At 40.5% G+C, this 18,364-nt stretch carries 20 protein-coding genes and 2 tRNA genes; all 22 read left to right on the top strand.

Translation table 11 applies throughout. The features are described from left to right. The first annotated feature begins 69 nt into the window (after positions 1-69). Entirely contained in the window at positions 70-300 is a 231-nt protein-coding gene (locus ACWPV5_RS03070) for a DUF2969 domain-containing protein (protein ID WP_000037113.1), read from the top strand. 49 nt (positions 301-349) lie between these two features. Then, positions 350-430: transfer RNA gene (locus ACWPV5_RS03075), tRNA-Tyr, on the top strand. 9 nt (positions 431-439) lie between these two features. Continuing rightward, positions 440-511 (top strand) — tRNA-Gln (locus tag ACWPV5_RS03080). Positions 512-672: 161 nt separating this feature from the next. Continuing rightward, the gene (gene rpsA, locus ACWPV5_RS03085; RefSeq protein ID WP_001001630.1) at positions 673-1,875 is read left to right on the top strand and encodes a 30S ribosomal protein S1; all 1,203 of its coding nucleotides are present in this window, start codon (positions 673-675) and stop codon (positions 1,873-1,875) included. 85 nt (positions 1,876-1,960) lie between these two features. Beyond that, positions 1,961-2,458 (top strand): GAF domain-containing protein, encoded by a 498-nt coding sequence (locus ACWPV5_RS03090; RefSeq protein ID WP_033676928.1) that lies wholly within the window; start codon positions 1,961-1,963, stop codon positions 2,456-2,458. After that, positions 2,458-4,113 carry a DNA polymerase III subunit gamma/tau gene (gene dnaX, locus ACWPV5_RS03095; protein ID WP_033676930.1) on the top strand — a complete coding sequence of 552 codons (1,656 nt, stop codon included), beginning with the start codon at positions 2,458-2,460 and terminating at the stop codon, positions 4,111-4,113. The genes ACWPV5_RS03090 and dnaX overlap by 1 nt, the downstream gene beginning before the upstream one ends. A 27-nt stretch (positions 4,114-4,140) precedes the next feature. Then, entirely contained in the window at positions 4,141-4,335 is a 195-nt protein-coding gene (locus ACWPV5_RS03100) for a DUF3272 domain-containing protein (RefSeq protein WP_001081602.1), read from the top strand. 150 nt (positions 4,336-4,485) lie between these two features. Further along, positions 4,486-5,256, top strand: a complete 771-nt coding sequence (gene sufC / locus ACWPV5_RS03105; protein ID WP_000114489.1) for a Fe-S cluster assembly ATPase SufC — start codon at positions 4,486-4,488, stop codon at positions 5,254-5,256. Positions 5,257-5,283: 27 nt separating this feature from the next. Then, on the top strand, positions 5,284-6,546 hold the full coding sequence (sufD, locus tag ACWPV5_RS03110) for a Fe-S cluster assembly protein SufD (RefSeq protein ID WP_261043774.1): 1,263 nt from the start codon (positions 5,284-5,286) through the stop codon (positions 6,544-6,546). Positions 6,547-6,556: 10 nt separating this feature from the next. Further along, on the top strand, positions 6,557-7,783 hold the full coding sequence (locus ACWPV5_RS03115; RefSeq protein ID WP_261043772.1) for a cysteine desulfurase: 1,227 nt from the start codon (positions 6,557-6,559) through the stop codon (positions 7,781-7,783). After that, entirely contained in the window at positions 7,770-8,210 is a 441-nt protein-coding gene (sufU, locus tag ACWPV5_RS03120; protein ID WP_261043770.1) for a Fe-S cluster assembly sulfur transfer protein SufU, read from the top strand. Before ACWPV5_RS03115 ends, sufU begins: the two co-directional genes overlap by 14 nt. A gap of 57 nt (positions 8,211-8,267) precedes the next feature. Then, positions 8,268-9,680, top strand: coding sequence for a Fe-S cluster assembly protein SufB (gene sufB, locus ACWPV5_RS03125; RefSeq protein ID WP_000797053.1), 1,413 nt, complete (start codon positions 8,268-8,270; stop codon positions 9,678-9,680). Positions 9,681-9,978: 298 nt separating this feature from the next. Next, on the top strand, positions 9,979-10,122 hold the full coding sequence (locus tag ACWPV5_RS03130) for an IS630 transposase-related protein (RefSeq protein WP_371470185.1): 144 nt from the start codon (positions 9,979-9,981) through the stop codon (positions 10,120-10,122). Positions 10,123-10,169: 47 nt separating this feature from the next. Next, positions 10,170-10,823 carry a transposase gene (locus ACWPV5_RS03135; RefSeq protein ID WP_371470186.1) on the top strand — a complete coding sequence of 218 codons (654 nt, stop codon included), beginning with the start codon at positions 10,170-10,172 and terminating at the stop codon, positions 10,821-10,823. A 110-nt stretch (positions 10,824-10,933) separates the two neighbouring features. Next, positions 10,934-11,170, top strand: a complete 237-nt coding sequence (locus ACWPV5_RS03140; protein ID WP_000141924.1) for a DUF2829 domain-containing protein — start codon at positions 10,934-10,936, stop codon at positions 11,168-11,170. Further along, a complete protein-coding gene (locus ACWPV5_RS03145; protein WP_219966585.1) occupies positions 11,163-11,861 on the top strand; it encodes a 3-oxoacyl-ACP reductase in 699 nt (232 codons plus the stop codon). Before ACWPV5_RS03140 ends, ACWPV5_RS03145 begins: the two co-directional genes overlap by 8 nt. Further along, positions 11,846-12,130 (top strand): NUDIX hydrolase, encoded by a 285-nt coding sequence (locus tag ACWPV5_RS03150; protein WP_219966945.1) that lies wholly within the window; start codon positions 11,846-11,848, stop codon positions 12,128-12,130. Before ACWPV5_RS03145 ends, ACWPV5_RS03150 begins: the two co-directional genes overlap by 16 nt. Beyond that, positions 12,108-13,010, top strand: coding sequence for a putative PEP-binding protein (locus tag ACWPV5_RS03155; protein WP_219966944.1), 903 nt, complete (start codon positions 12,108-12,110; stop codon positions 13,008-13,010). Before ACWPV5_RS03150 ends, ACWPV5_RS03155 begins: the two co-directional genes overlap by 23 nt. Next, positions 12,952-13,392: an ASCH domain-containing protein gene (locus ACWPV5_RS03160; RefSeq protein ID WP_219966586.1), complete on the top strand. Its 441-nt coding sequence runs from the start codon at positions 12,952-12,954 to the stop codon at positions 13,390-13,392. The genes ACWPV5_RS03155 and ACWPV5_RS03160 overlap by 59 nt, the downstream gene beginning before the upstream one ends. Before the next feature lie 121 nt (positions 13,393-13,513). Continuing rightward, a complete protein-coding gene (locus ACWPV5_RS03165) occupies positions 13,514-16,060 on the top strand; it encodes a M1 family metallopeptidase (RefSeq protein ID WP_219966587.1) in 2,547 nt (848 codons plus the stop codon). A 214-nt stretch (positions 16,061-16,274) separates the two neighbouring features. Beyond that, positions 16,275-16,949: a two-component system response regulator CiaR gene (gene ciaR, locus ACWPV5_RS03170; RefSeq protein ID WP_101785053.1), complete on the top strand. Its 675-nt coding sequence runs from the start codon at positions 16,275-16,277 to the stop codon at positions 16,947-16,949. Beyond that, entirely contained in the window at positions 16,939-18,273 is a 1,335-nt protein-coding gene (ciaH, locus tag ACWPV5_RS03175; RefSeq protein WP_219966588.1) for a sensor histidine kinase, read from the top strand. The genes ciaR and ciaH overlap by 11 nt, the downstream gene beginning before the upstream one ends. Positions 18,274-18,364: the final 91 nt, after the last annotated feature.

Here is an 18,364-nt window from a genome sequence, read left to right on the forward strand (position 1 = left end):
GATATAGAGTTTTTTCTTGCTAGTTTTAGGATTTTCTTGTAAAATAGAAAAAGTGAAGAGAGGTATGAAATGAGTAAGAAAGATAAAAAAATTGAAATTCAAGTAGCAGATGCCAAGGTTAATGTAGGAAAAGACAGTTTTGAAGGTTATACCTTGACCATTGGTAAAAAAGTTATCGGAGAAATTGCCGAATTAGACGGACAATTTGCCATCATAAAGAATGGGAATGTCGATAGTTTTTATAAAAAATTGGAAAAAGCTGTGGAAATTTTGATTGAAAATTATAATTTAGCAAAATAAGTCTTGTTTTTTTGAAATTTTCATGATATAATAGTCCATGTTGATTGTAGGAGAGATAGCGAAGAGGCTAAACGCGGCGGACTGTAAATCCGCTCCTTCGGGTTCGGGGGTTCGAATCCCTCTCTCTCCATTTTATCAATGGGGTATAGCCAAGCGGTAAGGCAAGGGACTTTGACTCCCTCATGCGTTGGTTCGAATCCAGCTACCCCAGTTCTTAGGTAATAATCAAGATAAAAAGCAAAATATCTTAGGGTATTTTATTTTTATAATTGAAAGACGTGAACGATATGAACATGTCCTTGCGGGTGCTTAGGAAAAAAATTATAAGTATGTCAAGTTTAAGAAAAACTTGATTGTTGGAGGATTTTTTAGATGAACGAATTTGAAGATTTGCTAAATAGCGTTAGCCAAGTTGAGACTGGTGATGTTGTTAGTGCTGAAGTATTGACAGTTGATGCGACTCAAGCTAACGTTGCAATCTCTGGAACTGGTGTTGAAGGTGTCTTGACTCTTCGCGAATTGACAAACGATCGCGATGCAGATATCAATGACTTTGTTAAAGTAGGAGAAGTATTGGATGTTCTTGTACTTCGTCAAGTAGTTGGTAAAGATACTGATACAGTTACATACCTTGTATCTAAAAAACGCCTTGAAGCTCGCAAAGCATGGGACAAACTTGTTGGTCGCGAAGAAGAAGTTGTTACTGTTAAAGGAACTCGTGCCGTTAAAGGTGGACTTTCAGTAGAATTTGAAGGTGTTCGTGGATTCATCCCAGCTTCAATGTTGGATACTCGTTTCGTACGTAACACTGAGCGTTTTGTAGGTCAAGAATTTGATGCTAAAATCAAAGAAGTTGACGCTAAAGAAAACCGCTTCATCCTTTCACGTCGTGAAGTTGTTGAAGCAGCTACTGCAGCGGCTCGCGCTGAAGTATTCGGTAAATTGGCTGTTGGTGATGTTGTAACTGGTAAAGTTGCTCGTATCACAAGCTTTGGTGCTTTCATCGACCTTGGTGGTGTTGACGGATTGGTTCACTTGACTGAATTGTCACATGAACGTAACGTATCACCAAAATCAGTTGTAACTGTTGGTGAAGAAATTGAAGTGAAAATCCTTGATCTTAACGAAGAAGAAGGACGTGTATCACTTTCACTTAAAGCAACAACACCTGGACCATGGGATGGCGTTGAGCAAAAATTGGCTAAAGGTGATGTAGTAGAAGGAACAGTTAAACGTTTGACTGACTTCGGTGCATTTGTTGAAGTATTGCCAGGTATCGATGGACTTGTTCACGTATCACAAATTTCACACAAACGTATTGAAAATCCTAAAGAAGCTCTTAAAGTTGGTCAAGAAGTTAAAGTTAAAGTTCTTGAAGTTAACGCAGATGCAGAGCGCGTATCACTTTCTATCAAAGCTCTTGAAGAGCGTCCAGCTCAAGAAGAAGGACAAAAAGAAGAAAAACGTGCTGCTCGTCCACGTCGTCCAAAACGTCAAGAAAAACGTGATTTCGAACTTCCAGAAACACAAACAGGATTCTCAATGGCTGACTTGTTCGGTGATATCGAACTTTAATCAAATTGAAAATTTATAAAATCCTTTGTTTTCTAAACAAGGGATTTTTCTTTTGTCTGTAAGCCTTTTTTGATATAATAGTTCTATGTTAGAATCAGAAAAACAATCACGTTATCAAATGTTAAATGAGGAGTTCTCTTTTTTATTGGAAGGCGAAACCAATGTTTTGGCTAATCTTTCCAACGCCAGTGCTCTTCTAAAATCACGCTTTCCTAATACCGTATTTGCAGGCTTTTATCTGTTCGATGGAAAGGAATTGGTTTTAGGTCCTTTCCAAGGAGGTGTTTCCTGCATCCGTATTGCACTGGGAAAAGGTGTTTGTGGGGAGGCAGCTCATTTTCAGGAAACTGTTCTGGTTGGTGATGTAACAACTTATCCCAACTATATTTCTTGTGATAGTAGAGCAAAAAGTGAAATTGTTGTTCCGATAGTTAAGAATGGTCAATTGCTAGGGGTTCTGGATCTGGATTCTTCAGAGATTGATGATTATGATACTATGGATCGAGATTATTTGGAACAATTTGTCGCTATTTTGCTTGAAAAGACAGAATGGGACTTTACAATGTTTGGGGAGAAAGCCTAATGTATCAAGCACTTTATCGAAAATATAGAAGTCAAAATTTCTCCCAGTTGGTTGGTCAAGAAGTTGTGGCTAAGACCCTTAAACAAGCTGTAGAGCAAGAGAAAATAAGTCATGCTTATCTTTTTTCTGGTCCTCGTGGAACGGGAAAAACCAGTGTGGCTAAGATCTTTGCCAAGGCTATGAACTGTCCCAATCAAGTGGGTGGTGAACCATGTAATAACTGCTATATTTGTCAGGCAGTGACGGATGGTAGTTTAGAAGATGTCATCGAAATGGATGCAGCCTCTAATAATGGGGTGGATGAAATCCGTGAAATTCGTGATAAATCTACCTATGCCCCTAGTCTTGCCCGTTATAAGGTTTATATCATAGACGAGGTTCACATGCTGTCTACAGGAGCTTTTAATGCCCTCCTAAAGACGCTGGAAGAGCCAACACAGAATGTAGTCTTTATTTTGGCCACTACTGAATTGCACAAGATTCCTGCCACTATTCTATCCCGTGTGCAACGTTTTGAATTTAAATCGATTAAGACACAGGATATTAAGGAACATATCCACTATATTTTAGAAAAAGAAAATATTACTTCTGAACCAGAGGCTGTGGAAATTATCGCTAGACGAGCTGAAGGTGGAATGCGGGACGCCTTGTCTATTTTGGATCAAGCCCTGAGTTTGACACAGGGAAATGAATTGACGACTGCTATCTCTGAAGAAATTACTGGCACCATTAGCCTATCAGCCTTGGATGATTATGTGGCTGCCTTGTCTCAACAGGATGTTCCCAAGGCTTTGTCTTGCTTAAATCTTCTCTTTGAAAATGGTAAGAGCATGACTCGTTTTGTGACCGACCTTTTGCACTATTTAAGAGACTTGTTAATTGTTCAAACAGGGGGAGAAAACACTCATCATAGTCCAGTATTTGTAGAGAATTTGGCACTTCCTCAAGAAAATCTGTTTGAAATGATTCGCTTAGCGACAGTCAGTTTAGCAGATATTAAGTCTAGTTTGCAGCCTAAGATTTATGCTGAGATGATGACTATTCGCTTGGCGGAGGTTAAGCCTGAAGCAACTCTTTCTGGGGCGGTTGAACATGAAATTTCTGCATTGAGACAGGAAGTTGCCCGTCTCAAACATGAACTCGCCAATGTGGGAACCGTAGCTAAGCCAACAAATCCAGCTCCTAGTCGTCCAACAGCAGGCAAGACAGTCTATCGTGTGGATCGTAATAAAGTTCAATCTATCTTACAAGAGGCTGTCGAAAATCCTGATTTAGCACGTCAAAATCTGATACGCTTGCAGAATGCCTGGGGAGAGGTGATTGAAAGTCTAGGAGGTCCTGATAAGGCTTTGCTAGTTGGTTCTCAACCGGTTGCGGCCAATGAACACCATGCTATTCTTGCTTTTGAGTCTAACTTCAATGCTGGTCAAACCATGAAACGAGACAATCTCAACACCATGTTTGGCAATATCCTCAGTCAGGCAGCAGGTTTTTCACCTGAGATTTTAGCTATTTCCATGGAGGAATGGAAAGAAGTTCGCGCAGCCTTTTCAGCCAAAGCCAAATCTTCTCAAACTGAAAAAGAAGCAGAAGAAAGTCTGATTCCAGAAGGATTTGAATTTTTGGCTGATAAAGTGAAGGTAGAAGAAGACTAAAGAAAGATTTCATGATACAATAAGTTTATGAATAGACAACAATTTATTATCATCGCGCTGTTTACAGCTGCTGAGACCTATTTTTTCAATGAAGCTTGGATGACTGGGCGTTATATTATGGCAGCCTTTTGGGCCATTTTGCTCTTTAGAAATTTCCGAGTTAGTTACTTGATGGGCAAGATTGTAGATGTCATTGACCAGCATTTAAAAGGAAAAGACTAGTCCTCAGCTTCTAGACAAAATCAAAGCCTTTTAGGCTTTTTTTTGTTATACTATAAAAGTATATTTATTGACCTTTTACCGTATTTTCTAGGGAAATCAAGTATGTTTCCAGTAAGAACTGTAAAGGTCTTAAAAAAGAAAGGAATTATCATGTCAGTATTAGAGATCAAAGATCTTCACGTCGAGATTGAAGGAAAAGAAATTTTAAAAGGGGTTAACCTGACCCTGAAAACAGGAGAAATCGCCGCTATCATGGGACCAAATGGTACTGGTAAATCGACTCTTTCTGCCGCTATCATGGGAAATCCAAACTATGAAGTTACCAAAGGTGAAGTCTTGTTTGATGGCGTAAATATCCTTGAGTTGGAAGTGGACGAGCGTGCACGTATGGGACTTTTCCTTGCTATGCAATACCCATCAGAAATTCCTGGTATTACTAACGCTGAGTTTCTTCGTGCAGCTATGAATGCTGGTAAAGAAGACGATGAAAAGATCTCAGTTCGTGAGTTTATCACTAAATTGGATGAGAAGATGGAATTGCTCAACATGAAAGAAGAAATGGCTGAGCGTTACCTCAACGAAGGTTTCTCTGGTGGTGAGAAAAAACGTAATGAGATTCTTCAACTTTTGATGTTGGAACCAACTTTTGCCCTTTTGGATGAGATTGACTCTGGTCTTGATATTGATGCCCTTAAAGTTGTTTCTAAAGGTGTTAATGCCATGCGTGGTGAAGGTTTTGGTGCTATGATTATCACTCACTACCAACGTCTTTTGAACTACATCACACCTGATGTGGTACACGTCATGATGGAAGGTCGTGTTGTCCTTTCAGGTGGTCCAGAATTGGCTGCTCGTTTGGAACGTGAAGGATACGCAAAACTAGCTGAAGAACTTGGCTACGACTACAAGGAAGAATTGTAATTCCCTCGTATCTTTTAGGAGAAGTAAATGACTAAAGAAACTATTAAACTTTTTTCAGAAATGCACGCTGAACCAAGCTGGTTGGCTGAACTCCGTCAAAAAGCTTTTGATAAGATTGAGAGTTTAGAATTACCAGTTATTGAGCGTGTCAAATTCCACCGTTGGAATCTGGGTGATGGAACGATTACAGAAAGCGAGCCATCAGCAAATGTTCCAGATTTCACTGCACTAGATAACCACTTGAAGTTGGTGCAAGTAGGAACTCAAACTGTTTTTGAGCAAACTCCAGTTGAGTTAGCTGAACAGGGTGTCGTCTTTACAGACTTCCACTCAGCTTTAGAAGAAATTCCAGAGCTTATTGAGGAATTCTTCATGTCATCTGTTAAGTATGACGATGACAAATTAGCAGCCTACCATACTGCTTATTTCAATAGTGGTGCTGTTCTCTACATTCCTGATAATGTTGAGATTAAAGAACCAATCGAAGGAATTTTCTATCAAGACAGCGATAGTGATGTGCCGTTTAACAAGCATATTATGATTATCGCTGGTAAAAACTCTAAGATTAGTTATCTGGAACGTTTAGAATCACGCGGTGAAGGAAGTGCCAAAGCAACTGCTAATATCACAGTAGAAGTAATTGCACGTTCTGGTGCGCAAGTGAAGTTTGCTGCGATTGACCGTCTAGGTGAAAACGTCACTGCTTACATTAGCCGTCGTGGTAAATTAGGCAACGATGCAAGCATTGACTGGGCAATCGGTGTCATGAACGAAGGAAACGTCGTTGCGGACTTTGATAGCGACTTGATTGGAAATGGTAGCCATGCGGACCTTAAAGTGGTAGCTCTTTCAAGTGGCCGTCAGGTACAAGGGATTGATACCCGAGTAACTAACTATGGTTGCAACTCAATCGGAAATATCCTACAACATGGGGTTATTCTTGAAAAAGCAACCTTAACCTTCAATGGTATTGGTCACATTATCAAGGGTGCCAAGGGAGCAGATGCGCAACAAGAAAGTCGTGTTCTCATGCTTTCAGACCAGGCTCGTTCAGATGCTAATCCAATTCTTTTGATTGATGAAAATGACGTAACTGCAGGACACGCGGCTTCTATCGGTCAGGTAGATCCAGAAGATATGTACTACCTCATGAGCCGTGGCTTGGATAAGGCAACTGCAGAACGCTTGGTTGTTCGTGGTTTCCTTGGATCTGTTATCGTTGAGATTCCAGTCAAGGAAGTTCGTGATGAAATGATTGCAACTATCGAAGAAAAATTGTCAAAACGCTAAGGGGTAGGCTATGTTAGATGTAGAAGTGATTCGCAAGGATTTTCCAATTTTAGACCAGATTGTTAATGATGAACCATTGGTTTATTTGGACAATGCCGCGACGACACAAAAACCACTAGCAGTTCTGGAAACGATTAACCGCTACTATGAGAACGACAATGCTAATGTTCATCGTGGCGTTCATACCTTGGCAGAAAGGGCGACAGCTTCTTATGAGGCAGCTCGTGAAACCATTCGTAAGTTTATCAATGCAGGGTCAACAAAGGAAGTTCTCTTTACTAGAGGAACGACAACCAGTCTTAACTGGGTAGCGCGTTATGCTGAGGAAGTCTTGGCTGAGGGAGACCAGGTCTTGATTTCCGTCATGGAACACCATTCTAATATCATTCCTTGGCAGGAAGCCTGCCGCAAGACTGGAGCGGAGCTTGTTTATGTCTATCTCAAGGATGGAACCTTGGATATGGATGATTTGAGGGCTAAATTGACTTATAAGGTCAAATTTGTCTGCCTAGCTCACGCCTCAAATGTTCTGGGTGTGGTCAATCCAATCAAAGAAATCACCCAATTAGCCCATCAAGTTGGAGCTATCATGGTGGTGGATGGTGCTCAGTCTACGCCTCATATGAAGATTGATGTTCAGGACTTGGATGTGGACTTCTTTGCCTTTTCAGGTCACAAGATGGCTGGCCCAACTGGTATCGGTGTTCTTTACGGCAAAGAAAAGTATCTGGAGCAAATGTCACCAGTTGAATTTGGTGGTGAGATGATTGATTTCGTTTATGAACAATCTGCTAGCTGGAAGGAGTTGCCTTGGAAATTCGAGGCAGGAACTCCAAATATGGCTGGTGCAATCGGACTTGCTGCGGCAGTGGATTATCTGGAAAAGATTGGTATGGATGCCATTGAAGCCCATGAACAGGAATTGATCGCATACGTCTATCCAAAACTGCAGGAGATTGAAGGATTGACCATTTATGGTTCACAGGACTTGGCTCAACGGTCAGGTGTCATTGCCTTTAACCTAGGCGACCTTCATCCGCACGATCTTGCGACGGCTCTGGATTATGAAGGAGTGGCTGTTCGTGCTGGTCACCATTGTGCCCAACCCTTGCTTCAGTATTTGGACGTTCCAGCTACAGCTCGTGCAAGTTTTTATATCTACAATACCAAGGCAGATTGCGACAAGCTAGTCGATGCCTTACAAAAGACAAAGGAGTTTTTCAATGGCACTTTCTAAACTAGATAGCCTCTATATGGCAGTGGTAGCGGATCATTCGAAAAATCCACATCATCAAGGGAAGTTGGAAGACGCTGAGCAAATCAGTCTCAACAATCCGACCTGTGGAGATGTTATCAATCTCTCTGTCAAGTTTGATGCAGAGGACCGTTTGGAAGATATTGCTTTTCTAAACTCAGGTTGTACCATCTCGACTGCCTCTGCTAGCATGATGACAGATGCCGTTTTAGGAAAAACCAAACAAGAAATTTTAGAACTTGCGACTATTTTTTCTGAAATGGTTCAAGGGCAAAAAGATGAGCGTCAAGACCAACTTGGAGATGCATCTTTCTTATCAGGCGTTGCAAAATTCCCTCAACGAATTAAGTGTGCAACCCTAGCTTGGAATGCCCTGAAGAAAACAATTAAAAATCAAGAAAACAAGTAAGACAAGTTTCTTTTGTCTTATGGACTATTAGAAATGAAGAATGAAAGAAAGTATATTATGGCTGAAGAAAGAGTAGAACCAAAACCAATTGACCTTGGTGAATATAAATTTGGTTTCCATGATGATGTAGAGCCTGTCCTATCGACAGGAAAAGGATTGAATGAAGATGTCATTCGTGAACTATCAGCTGCTAAGGGAGAACCTGAGTGGATGCTAGAATTCCGTTTGAAGTCTTATGAAACCTTCAAAAAAATGCCTATGCAAACTTGGGGAGCAGACTTGTCAGAGATTGATTTTGATGACTTGATCTACTATCAAAAACCATCTGACAAACCAGCGCGTTCATGGGACGAAGTTCCTGAAAAAATTAAAGAAACCTTTGAACGTATCGGGATTCCGGAAGCTGAGCGTGCTTATTTAGCAGGTGCCTCTGCCCAGTACGAGTCAGAAGTGGTTTACCACAACATGAAGGAAGAGTTCCAGAAATTGGGGATTATCTTTACAGATACGGATTCTGCCCTCAAGGAATACCCAGACTTGTTTAAACAATACTTTGCGAAGTTGGTACCGCCAACAGATAACAAGTTGGCTGCCCTTAACTCAGCAGTATGGTCTGGTGGAACCTTTATCTACGTACCAAAAGGGGTCAAAGTGGATATCCCACTTCAAACTTACTTCCGTATCAACAACGAAAATACTGGTCAGTTTGAACGTACCTTGATTATCGTTGATGAGGGAGCAAGTGTCCACTACGTAGAGGGCTGTACAGCACCAACTTATTCAAGTAACAGCTTGCATGCGGCCATCGTAGAAATCTTTGCCTTGGATGGAGCTTATATGCGTTATACAACCATCCAAAACTGGTCTGATAACGTCTATAACTTGGTAACCAAACGTGCTAAAGCCTTGAAAGATGCAACTGTTGAGTGGATTGATGGAAACTTGGGTGCCAAAACAACCATGAAATACCCATCTGTTTATCTAGATGGAGAAGGGGCGCGTGGTACTATGCTTTCTATTGCCTTTGCCAATGCTGGACAACACCAAGACACGGGTGCCAAGATGATACACAATGCTCCACATACAAGCTCGTCTATCGTGTCTAAATCCATTGCTAAAGGCGGAGGGAAGGTTGACTACCGTGGACAAGTAACCTTTAACAAAAACTCTAAGAAATCTGTCTCTCACATCGAATGTGATACCATTATCATGGATGACTTGTCAGCATCAGATACCATTCCATTTAATGAAATTCACAACTCGCAAGTAGCTTTGGAACACGAAGCTAAGGTATCTAAGATTTCAGAAGAGCAACTCTATTACCTTATGAGCCGTGGATTGTCAGAATCTGAGGCAACTGAGATGATTGTTATGGGATTTGTAGAACCATTTACAAAAGAGCTTCCAATGGAATATGCAGTTGAGCTGAACCGTTTGATTAGCTATGAGATGGAAGGATCAGTTGGGTAAAATTTGTTTTTAGATTTACCCCCAATCAAGTATCTTGAAGATGAACTTGTAACAACAATAGACTGAGAAAAAAGGTTTTAAGAACAGAAAATGCATGATATCAGGAGCCAAAAAACTTGATATTATGCATTTTATTGTGGGAAGATTTATTGTATTCTCTCATGAAATAGAGTTTTTTCCTAAGCGCTTTTGATTTTTGATATAGTTTTGTGAGGACGAAGTAAGACAATATATAAAATAGTCAGTTCAAGCCACGATATAGTTGCTTAGTTTAAAATAAGCATCTTATAATAAAGCTATGGCATATAGTAGAGATTTTGAACAAGGAGCATTAGATTACATCAAAGAGGGACACAGACATGTCGAGACATACAAAGTTTTTGATGTTGGCGGCAGAACTCTCTTCACGTGGGAAAAGAAAGACGTGAGCAAGGACACTTAGAGCGGAAAAAGTGAGTCGTCAAAAAGTGGAAAATTCCTTTAGAGGAATTGAAAGCCTTTGTAGAGGCTCATCCAGATGCTTTTTTACGGGAAATTGCGGCACATTTTGATTGTGCTGTTCCTTCAGTATGGGGAGCTTTAAAGCAAATTCATATCACTTTAAAAAAGATGACTAGCTTTAAAGAACAAGATTCTGAGAAAGTCGCTGAATTTCTTGATATTTTGGATAACCTAAAAGATTTATCAGTCGTATATATTGGCGAAACGGGAATCGACCGCTACCTCTATCGTCCCTATGCACGCGCTCCTAGAGGGAAGAAAGTCTATGAAAAGATTAGCGGACGGCGTTTTGAGCGGACTTCAATTGTTTCAGGACAAGTAGACGGAGAGTTTATAGCTCCCATGATTTACAAGGAAAGTATGACGAGTGATTTCTTTGTGGAGTGGTTCAAAACGCAGCTCTTGCCTGATTTGAAGACACCTCATGTTATTGTTATGGACAATGCTAGTTTTCGTCCCAAACATATCTTGGATGAACTGTGTATCCAAGATAGACACTTTTTCTTACCTCTAGTATCTTATTCACCAGATTTGAATCCTATTGAGCAAACTTGGGCTATCTTGAAAAAGAAAGTGACGGATTTATTAAGGGAAGTTCCAAATATTTTTGAATGTTTGGAACGCTTTTTTAAAACTAAATGACTATAATTATAAAATGCTTATTGATTTTGATTTAAAATGAGTCAAAAAGCCGTTGCACAACGGTTTTTTGTTATAATTAAATGAAGAATGTAGAATAAAAGGAGAAAACCATGACATTTGAAGAAATTCTGCCTGGATTAAAGGATAAGAAAAAATATGTACGAACTGGTTGGGGAGGTGCTGAAAACTATGTCCAACTTTTTGACACTATCGAGCAAAATGGGGTTGCACTTGAAGTGACACCTTATTTCCTAATCAACGTTTCTGGGGAGGGAGAAGGTTTTTCCATGTGGAGTCCGACACCTTGTGATGTTTTGGCGACGGATTGGGTAGAAGTGCATGACTAGACGTGTATTGATTACGGGAGTGAGTTCAGGTATCGGATTGGCTCAGGCTCGCCTTTTTTTAGAGAAGGGCTATCAAGTTTATGGAGTTGACCAAGGTGAAAATCCACTCTTAGAAGGTGATTTCCACTTTTTACAGAGAGATTTAACCTTGGACTTGGAGCCTATTTTTGACTGGTGTCCTCGGGTGGATGTTTTGTGCAATACTGCTGGAGTGTTGGATGATTACAAACCACTTTTGGAACAATCAGCGCAGGAAATTCAAGAGATTTTTGAAATCAACTATGTGACTCCTGTTGAGTTGACTCGCTATTATTTGACTCAAATGTTGGAGAATAAAAAAGGGATTATTATCAACATGTGCTCCATCGCTTCGAGCCTAGCAGGTGGTGGTGGACACGCCTATACTTCTTCGAAGCACGCCTTGGCTGGATTTACCAAGCAGTTGGCTCTAGACTATGCAGAAGCTGGGATTCAGGTCTTTGGGATTGCTCCAGGAGCAGTCAAGACGGGTATGACCGCTGCCGACTTTGAACCAGGTGGTTTAGCGGACTGGGTGGCTAGTGAAACTCCAATCAAACGCTGGATCGAGCCAGAGGAAGTAGCAGAAGTCAGTCTCTTTTTGGCCAGTGGAAAGGCATCTACCATGCAAGGACAAATCTTGACAATAGATGGTGGCTGGTCTTTGAAGTAGGAGGAGTTGGATGGATATCAAAAATCACTGATCCTAAAAAAAATAGGTTAAACCTTCCTGGTAGTAGTCAGCAACTTGGTGAAGGACTGACGGAAACGCTGACTAGAGAAGTTATGGAAGAGACAGGATTTACTGTTAGAAGCTATTCCAAAGAAAATGCATTGCCACTAGTCTTGACGGTCAAAGCAGAATTATTAGGATTTCCAGAACTTGACAATACTTCTTACATGAATTGGAAGGTGAATGATGAGAAACCAACTTGCCCTTAGTGGCGAAAAACTTGATGAAAAAGTTTACCCACAACTATTTCATCATGTTGGCATGATTCGTGGGGAATATTTGTTGAGAGAGCTTAATCAAAACATCATATTAGCAAGTTGTCAGCAATTTGTAAAAGATTATCTAGATACTATCTGTTCCTTGTACTCAGATGAGGAGATCTGGTATCGTTTTTCTGAATTAACGAATACAGAAGCTAATTGTTTAAAGGCGACTAAAGAGTATTTTGATGAAAATCATCCCTTATTTGGATATAGAGGAACTAGGCGTTTGCTGGCGTGTCCGGATGAATTTCAGGCTGAAGCACATGTCGTTACAGAAGTTTATAAAAACAATCCCAATCTATCTGTTATTTTTCCTTTTGTCAATGATGCTGAGCAGTTAAAGCAAGCTATTACAGTATTGCGTCAGCATGGTTTTACTGGGAAAATTGGCACGATGATTGAATTACCGTCAGCGTATTTTGACTTGGACAGCATACTGGAAGCTGGTATTTCCAAGATTGTAGTTGGAATGAATGATTTGACTTCTTTTGTTTTTGCGACTGTGAGAAACAGTCAATGGCATGATATGGAAAGTCCAATAATGTTAGATATGCTAAGACAGATGCAGGATAAAGCAAGGATGAAAAAGATTGATTTTGCTGTAGCAGGCTATCTGAATACTTCTTTCATACAAAAAATGAATCAGATGGGTATCGAATGCATTATCCACTATAGTTCTATTCCAGAGATTTTTAATTTAGAGATTGACCATCCAGATCATCTTAAACACATAAAAGAAGAAAGTAAAAAATTACAAAGGAGCACCCATGACACCGCAAGAAATATGGAATGCCTACAAGCAAATCAACCCCTCTATAGGAGATGAAATCGATGCTTGGGCTTTTGGAGTGGAACCAGACCTTTTAGCAGATTTGGTTTTAAGAGGCGAAAAGACTGCAACAGCATCAGCCTACGATCTCTATGCACTAGAAGCCGAGTCTCTTCCTCAAGAAGGAACTTTTGATGTCATTTTAGATAGTCAAAATCAGGCTGTCTGTATTGTCGAAATTACAAAGGTTTCTGTCCAGCCCTTCAATCAAGTTTCTGCTCAACATGCCTTTAAGGAAGGAGAAGGTGACAAATCCCTAGCCTATTGGCGTCAGGTTCATGAGGATTTTTTCACAGACTGTTTGGGTGAAGTAGGACTGACTTTTACACCTGAAAGCAAGGTTTTTTTAGAAGAATTTCGCAAGGTCTACCCACTGTAGGCTATTAGAAGGAAGAAAGTTTTGGAAATCGCTGTCCAATCCTTTTTTCTCCAGCAAAACATGATATAATAAGTTTGTTTGAAGAAGAGCTTTAGCTCTTAAACTTAGATAGGAGAAAACTATGCAAGCAGTTGAACATTTTATTAAGCAATTTGTTCCTGAACATTATGATTTATTTTTAGACTTGAGTCGTGAGACCAAGACTTTTTCAGGAAAGGTGACCATCACTGGTCAAGCACAGAGTGACCGTATTTCCCTTCATCAAAAAGACTTGGAAATCGCTTCTGTAGAAGTTGCAGGTCAAGCTCGTCCATTTACAGTTGACCATGACAATGAAGCCCTTCATATTGAACTTGCGGAAGCAGGTCAAGTTGAAGTGGTTATCGCTTTCTCAGGAAAAATTACAGACAACATGACAGGGATTTACCCTTCTTATTACACAGTTGATGGAGTCAAGAAGGAAGTCTTGTCAACTCAGTTCGAGAGCCATTTTGCGCGCGAAGCCTTCCCATGTGTGGATGAGCCAGAAGCTAAAGCAACTTTTGATCTCTCTCTACGTTTTGACCAAGCAGAAAATGAATTGGCCTTGTCTAACATGCCAGAAATCGATGTTGAAAACCGTAAGGAAACAGGTATCTGGAAGTTTGAGACAACACCTCGTATGTCTTCTTACTTGTTGTCCTTTGTTGCAGGTGATTTGCAAGGTGTGACGGCTAAAACTAAAAACGGTACTCTTGTAGGTGTCTACTCAACCAAAGCTCATCCATTATCTAATCTTGATTTCTCACTGGACATCGCCGTTCGCTCTATCGAGTTTTACGAAGATTACTACGGAGTTAAGTACCCAATTCCTCAATCTCTCCACATCGCCCTTCCTGACTTCTCAGCTGGTGCTATGGAAAACTGGGGTCTTGTGACCTACCGTGAAGTTTACTTGGTTGTGGATGAGAACTCAACCTTTGCCAGCCGTCAACAAGTTGCCCTTGTTGTAGCCCATGAATTGGCTCACCAATGGTTTGGGAATCTCGTAACGATGAAATGGTGGGATGACCTTTGGCTCAATGAAAGCTTTGCTAATATGATGGAGTACGTCTGTGTGGATGCTATTGAACCAAGCTGGAATATCTTTGAAGATTTCCAAACAGGTGGAGTACCTCACGCTCTTGAACGCGATGCGACTGATGGTGTTCAGTCTGTTCACGTCGAAGTTAAACATCCAGATGAAATCAATACGCTCTTTGACGGAGCTATCGTCTATGCCAAAGGAAGTCGCCTCATGCACATGCTTCGTCGTTGGCTAGGTGATGTCGATTTTGCCAAAGGTTTGCACGCCTACTTTGAAAAACATCAGTACAGCAATACAATTGGTCGTGACCTTTGGGATGCTCTTGGTCAAGCATCTGGCCGTGATGTTTCAGCCTTTATGGATTCTTGGTTGGAACAACCTGGTTATCCAGTTCTCACTGTCAAAGTTGAAAATGATGTCTTGAAGATTTCACAAAAACAATTCTTCATCGGTGAGAACGAAGATAAGAACCGTCTCTGGGTTGTGCCACTAAACAGCAACTGGAAAGGCTTGCCTGATACACTTGAAACTGAAAGTATCGAAATCCCTGGCTACGCAGCTCTTCTTGCTGAAAATGACGGAGCTCTTCGTCTCAACACTGAAAATACAGCCCACTACATTACAGACTATCAAGGAGGCTTATTAGATGCTGTTCTTGCTGACCTAGTTGAGCTTGATAACACAAGTAAACTGCAAATCGTCCAAGAACGTCGCTTGCTTGCTGAAGCAGGGCACATTTCTTATGCTGACTTGCTCCCAGTTCTTGATAAACTTGCTAAGGAAGAATCTTACCTTGTCGTTTCAGCTGTTTCTGAAGTAATTTCTGCTCTTGAGCGCTTTATCGATGAAGGAACAGAAGCTGAAAGAGCCTTCAAAGCCTTGGTTGCTAAATTGGCTCGTCACAACTATGACCGTCTTGGTTTTGAAGCTAAAGACGGAGAATCAGATGAGGATGAATTGGTTCGTCAGTTGGCTGTTTCTATGATGATTCGCTCAAATGGTGCAGAAGCTAGTCAAGTCGCTAGCCAAATCTTCGAAACACACAAGGAGAATCTTGCAGGACTTCCAGCAGCTATTCGCTCACAAGTTCTGATTAATGAGATGAAACATCATGAGACCAAAGACTTGTTAGCACTTTATCTTGATACTTATACTCACGCAACAGATGCTGTCTTTAAACGCCAGTTGGCAGCTGCTCTTGCTTACAGTACAGATGCGAACAATATCCAAACCTTGATTGCTTCTTGGAAGGACAAATTTGTGGTCAAACCACAAGACTTGTCTGCTTGGTATTACCAATTCCTAGCTCACCAAGCAACTCAGGAAACAGCTTGGTCTTGGGCGCGTGAAAACTGGGCTTGGATTAAGGCAGCTCTTGGTGGAGATATGAGCTTTGATAGCTTTGTTATCCTTCCTGCACACGTATTTAAGACTCAGCAACGCTTGGCAGAGTACAAGGAATTCTTTGAACCGCAACTTTCTGACCTTGCTCTTAGCCGTAACATCGGTATGGGAATCAAGGAAATTGCAGCGCGTGTTGACTTGATTAACCGTGAAAAAGCTGCAGTGGAAGCAGTCGTTCTTCAATACGGAAATTCATAAATGAGCCTAAAATAAAAAGAAAACTCAGCTATCTCATGTAATACTCTTCGAAAATCAAATTCAAACCACGTCAGCGTCGCCTTGCCGTACTCAAGTACAGCCTGCGGCTAGCTTCCTAGTTTGCTCTTTGATTTTCATTGAGTATAAAATGCAGAGAGTTGAGTTTTTTTTAAGGCAAATTTGGTATAATGGTTTTAATAAGGAGGAGTTTCTCATGATAAAAATCTTATTGGTTGAGGATGACCTAGGCCTGTCAAATTCAGTATTTGACTTTTTAGACGATTTTGCGGATGTCATGCAGGTATTTGATGGGGAAGAAGGTCTCTACGAAGCTGAAAGTGGCGTCTATGATTTGATTTTGCTCGATTTGATGTTGCCAGAAAAAAATGGCTTCCAAGTCTTGAAAGAATTGCGTGAAAAGGGAATTACGACTCCAGTTCTGATCATGACTGCCAAGGAAAGTTTGGATGACAAGGGACATGGATTTGAACTGGGAGCGGATGATTATCTGACCAAACCTTTCTACTTAGAAGAACTCAAAATGCGGATTCAAGCCCTTCTCAAACGTTCAGGCAAGTTTAATGAAAACACCTTGACTTATGGAAATATTGTAGTTAATTTGTCAACCAATACCGTTAAGGTTGAAGATACTCATGTCGAATTACTGGGGAAAGAGTTCGATTTATTAGTTTATTTCCTTCAAAATCAAAATGTTATTTTGCCTAAGACTCAGATTTTTGATCGTTTATGGGGATTTGATAGTGACACAACAATTTCAGTTGTCGAAGTCTATGTTTCAAAAATTCGTAAGAAATTAAAAGGAACCACTTTTGCAGAGAATTTGCAAACCTTGCGCAGTGTTGGGTATATTTTAAAAGATGTTCAGTAAACTAAAAAAAACATGGTATGCGGATGACTTTAGTTATTTTATCCGCAACTTTGGTGTCTTCACTCTGATTTTCTCCACCATGACTCTAATTATTTTGCAGGTCATGCACTCGAGTCTCTATACTTCGGTGGATGATAAGCTTCATGGACTGAGTGAAAATCCTCAGGCAGTTATTCAGCTTGCTGTAAATAGGGCAACAGAAGAGATTAAAGACTTAGAGCATGCCGCTACAGATACTAGTAAGACTGAGATAAAACCCAATGTCAGTTCCAATACGGAGGTTATTCTTTTTGATAAGAATTTTACACAGCTCCTTTCTGGAAATCGATTTTTGGGATTGGATAAGATTAAGTTAGAGAAAAAAGAACTAGGCCATATCTATCAGATTCAGGTTTTTAATAGCTATGGACAAGAAGAAATCTATCGCATGATATTGATGGAAACCAATATCAGTTCGGTTTCAACCAATATCAAGTATGCAGCTATCTTGATTAATACCAGTCAGTTGGAGCAGGCCAGTCAAAAGCACGAGAAATTGATTGTGATTGTGATGGCAAGTTTCTGGATTTTATCTTTACTTGCAAGTCTCTATCTAGCTAGGGTCAGTGTTAGGCCCCTGCTTGAGAGCATGCAGAAGCAACAGTCCTTTGTGGAAAATGCTAGTCATGAGTTACGAACTCCACTCGCAGTTTTGCAAAATCGCTTAGAGACCCTTTTTCGTAAGCCAGAAGCAACCATTATGGATGTGAGCGAAAGCATTGCCTCTAGTTTGGAAGAAGTCCGAAATATGCGTTTTTTGACGACAAACTTGCTGAACTTAGCTCGTAGAGATGATGGGATTAAACCGGAACTTGCAGAAGTTCCAACCAGTTTTTTCAATACGACTTTCACAAACTATGAGATGATTGCCTCGGAAAATGATCGTGTCTTCCGTTTTGAAAATCGGATTCATCGCACGATTGTCACAGACCAGCTTCTTCTGAAACAACTGATGACCATCTTATTTGATAATGCTGTCAAGTATACTGAAGAGGATGGTGAAATTGATTTTCTTATCTCGGCGACCGATCGCAATCTGTATTTACTTGTTTCTGATAATGGAGTCGGTATTTCGACAGAAGATAAGAAGAAAATTTTTGACCGTTTTTATCGAGTGGATAAGGCTAGAACCCGCCAAAAAGGTGGTTTTGGTTTAGGATTATCTCTGGCCAAGCAAATTGTAGATGCGCTTAAAGGAACCATTACTGTTAAAGATAATAAACCCAAGGGAACAATCTTTGAAGTGAAGATTGCTATCCACACACCATCGAAAAAGAAAAAATAAAAATATCGCTCCAGACGGGGCGATATTTTGGATTATGTGACTTTCAGTCCGTCTCGCTAAGTCAGGTGTGAGACAGGCAAACCACCCGTTT

The organism is Streptococcus sp. Marseille-Q7156 (assembly GCF_965119495.1).

Coding starts and splice junctions, on each gene's coding strand:
- ACWPV5_RS03160 (WP_219966586.1), top strand. CDS start 12,952: ATGACACCGCAAGAAATATGGAATGCCTACAAGCAAATCAACCCCTCT.
- ACWPV5_RS03165 (WP_219966587.1), top strand. CDS start 13,514: ATGCAAGCAGTTGAACATTTTATTAAGCAATTTGTTCCTGAACATTAT.
- ACWPV5_RS03155 (WP_219966944.1), top strand. CDS start 12,108: ATGAGAAACCAACTTGCCCTTAGTGGCGAAAAACTTGATGAAAAAGTT.
- sufD (WP_261043774.1), top strand. CDS start 5,284: ATGACTAAAGAAACTATTAAACTTTTTTCAGAAATGCACGCTGAACCA.
- sufU (WP_261043770.1), top strand. CDS start 7,770: ATGGCACTTTCTAAACTAGATAGCCTCTATATGGCAGTGGTAGCGGAT.
- dnaX (WP_033676930.1), top strand. CDS start 2,458: ATGTATCAAGCACTTTATCGAAAATATAGAAGTCAAAATTTCTCCCAG.
- rpsA (WP_001001630.1), top strand. CDS start 673: ATGAACGAATTTGAAGATTTGCTAAATAGCGTTAGCCAAGTTGAGACT.
- ACWPV5_RS03140 (WP_000141924.1), top strand. CDS start 10,934: ATGACATTTGAAGAAATTCTGCCTGGATTAAAGGATAAGAAAAAATAT.
- ACWPV5_RS03100 (WP_001081602.1), top strand. CDS start 4,141: ATGAATAGACAACAATTTATTATCATCGCGCTGTTTACAGCTGCTGAG.
- ciaR (WP_101785053.1), top strand. CDS start 16,275: ATGATAAAAATCTTATTGGTTGAGGATGACCTAGGCCTGTCAAATTCA.
- sufC (WP_000114489.1), top strand. CDS start 4,486: ATGTCAGTATTAGAGATCAAAGATCTTCACGTCGAGATTGAAGGAAAA.
- ACWPV5_RS03070 (WP_000037113.1), top strand. CDS start 70: ATGAGTAAGAAAGATAAAAAAATTGAAATTCAAGTAGCAGATGCCAAG.
- sufB (WP_000797053.1), top strand. CDS start 8,268: ATGGCTGAAGAAAGAGTAGAACCAAAACCAATTGACCTTGGTGAATAT.
- ACWPV5_RS03090 (WP_033676928.1), top strand. CDS start 1,961: ATGTTAGAATCAGAAAAACAATCACGTTATCAAATGTTAAATGAGGAG.
- ACWPV5_RS03145 (WP_219966585.1), top strand. CDS start 11,163: ATGACTAGACGTGTATTGATTACGGGAGTGAGTTCAGGTATCGGATTG.
- ACWPV5_RS03130 (WP_371470185.1), top strand. CDS start 9,979: ATGGCATATAGTAGAGATTTTGAACAAGGAGCATTAGATTACATCAAA.
- ciaH (WP_219966588.1), top strand. CDS start 16,939: ATGTTCAGTAAACTAAAAAAAACATGGTATGCGGATGACTTTAGTTAT.
- ACWPV5_RS03115 (WP_261043772.1), top strand. CDS start 6,557: ATGTTAGATGTAGAAGTGATTCGCAAGGATTTTCCAATTTTAGACCAG.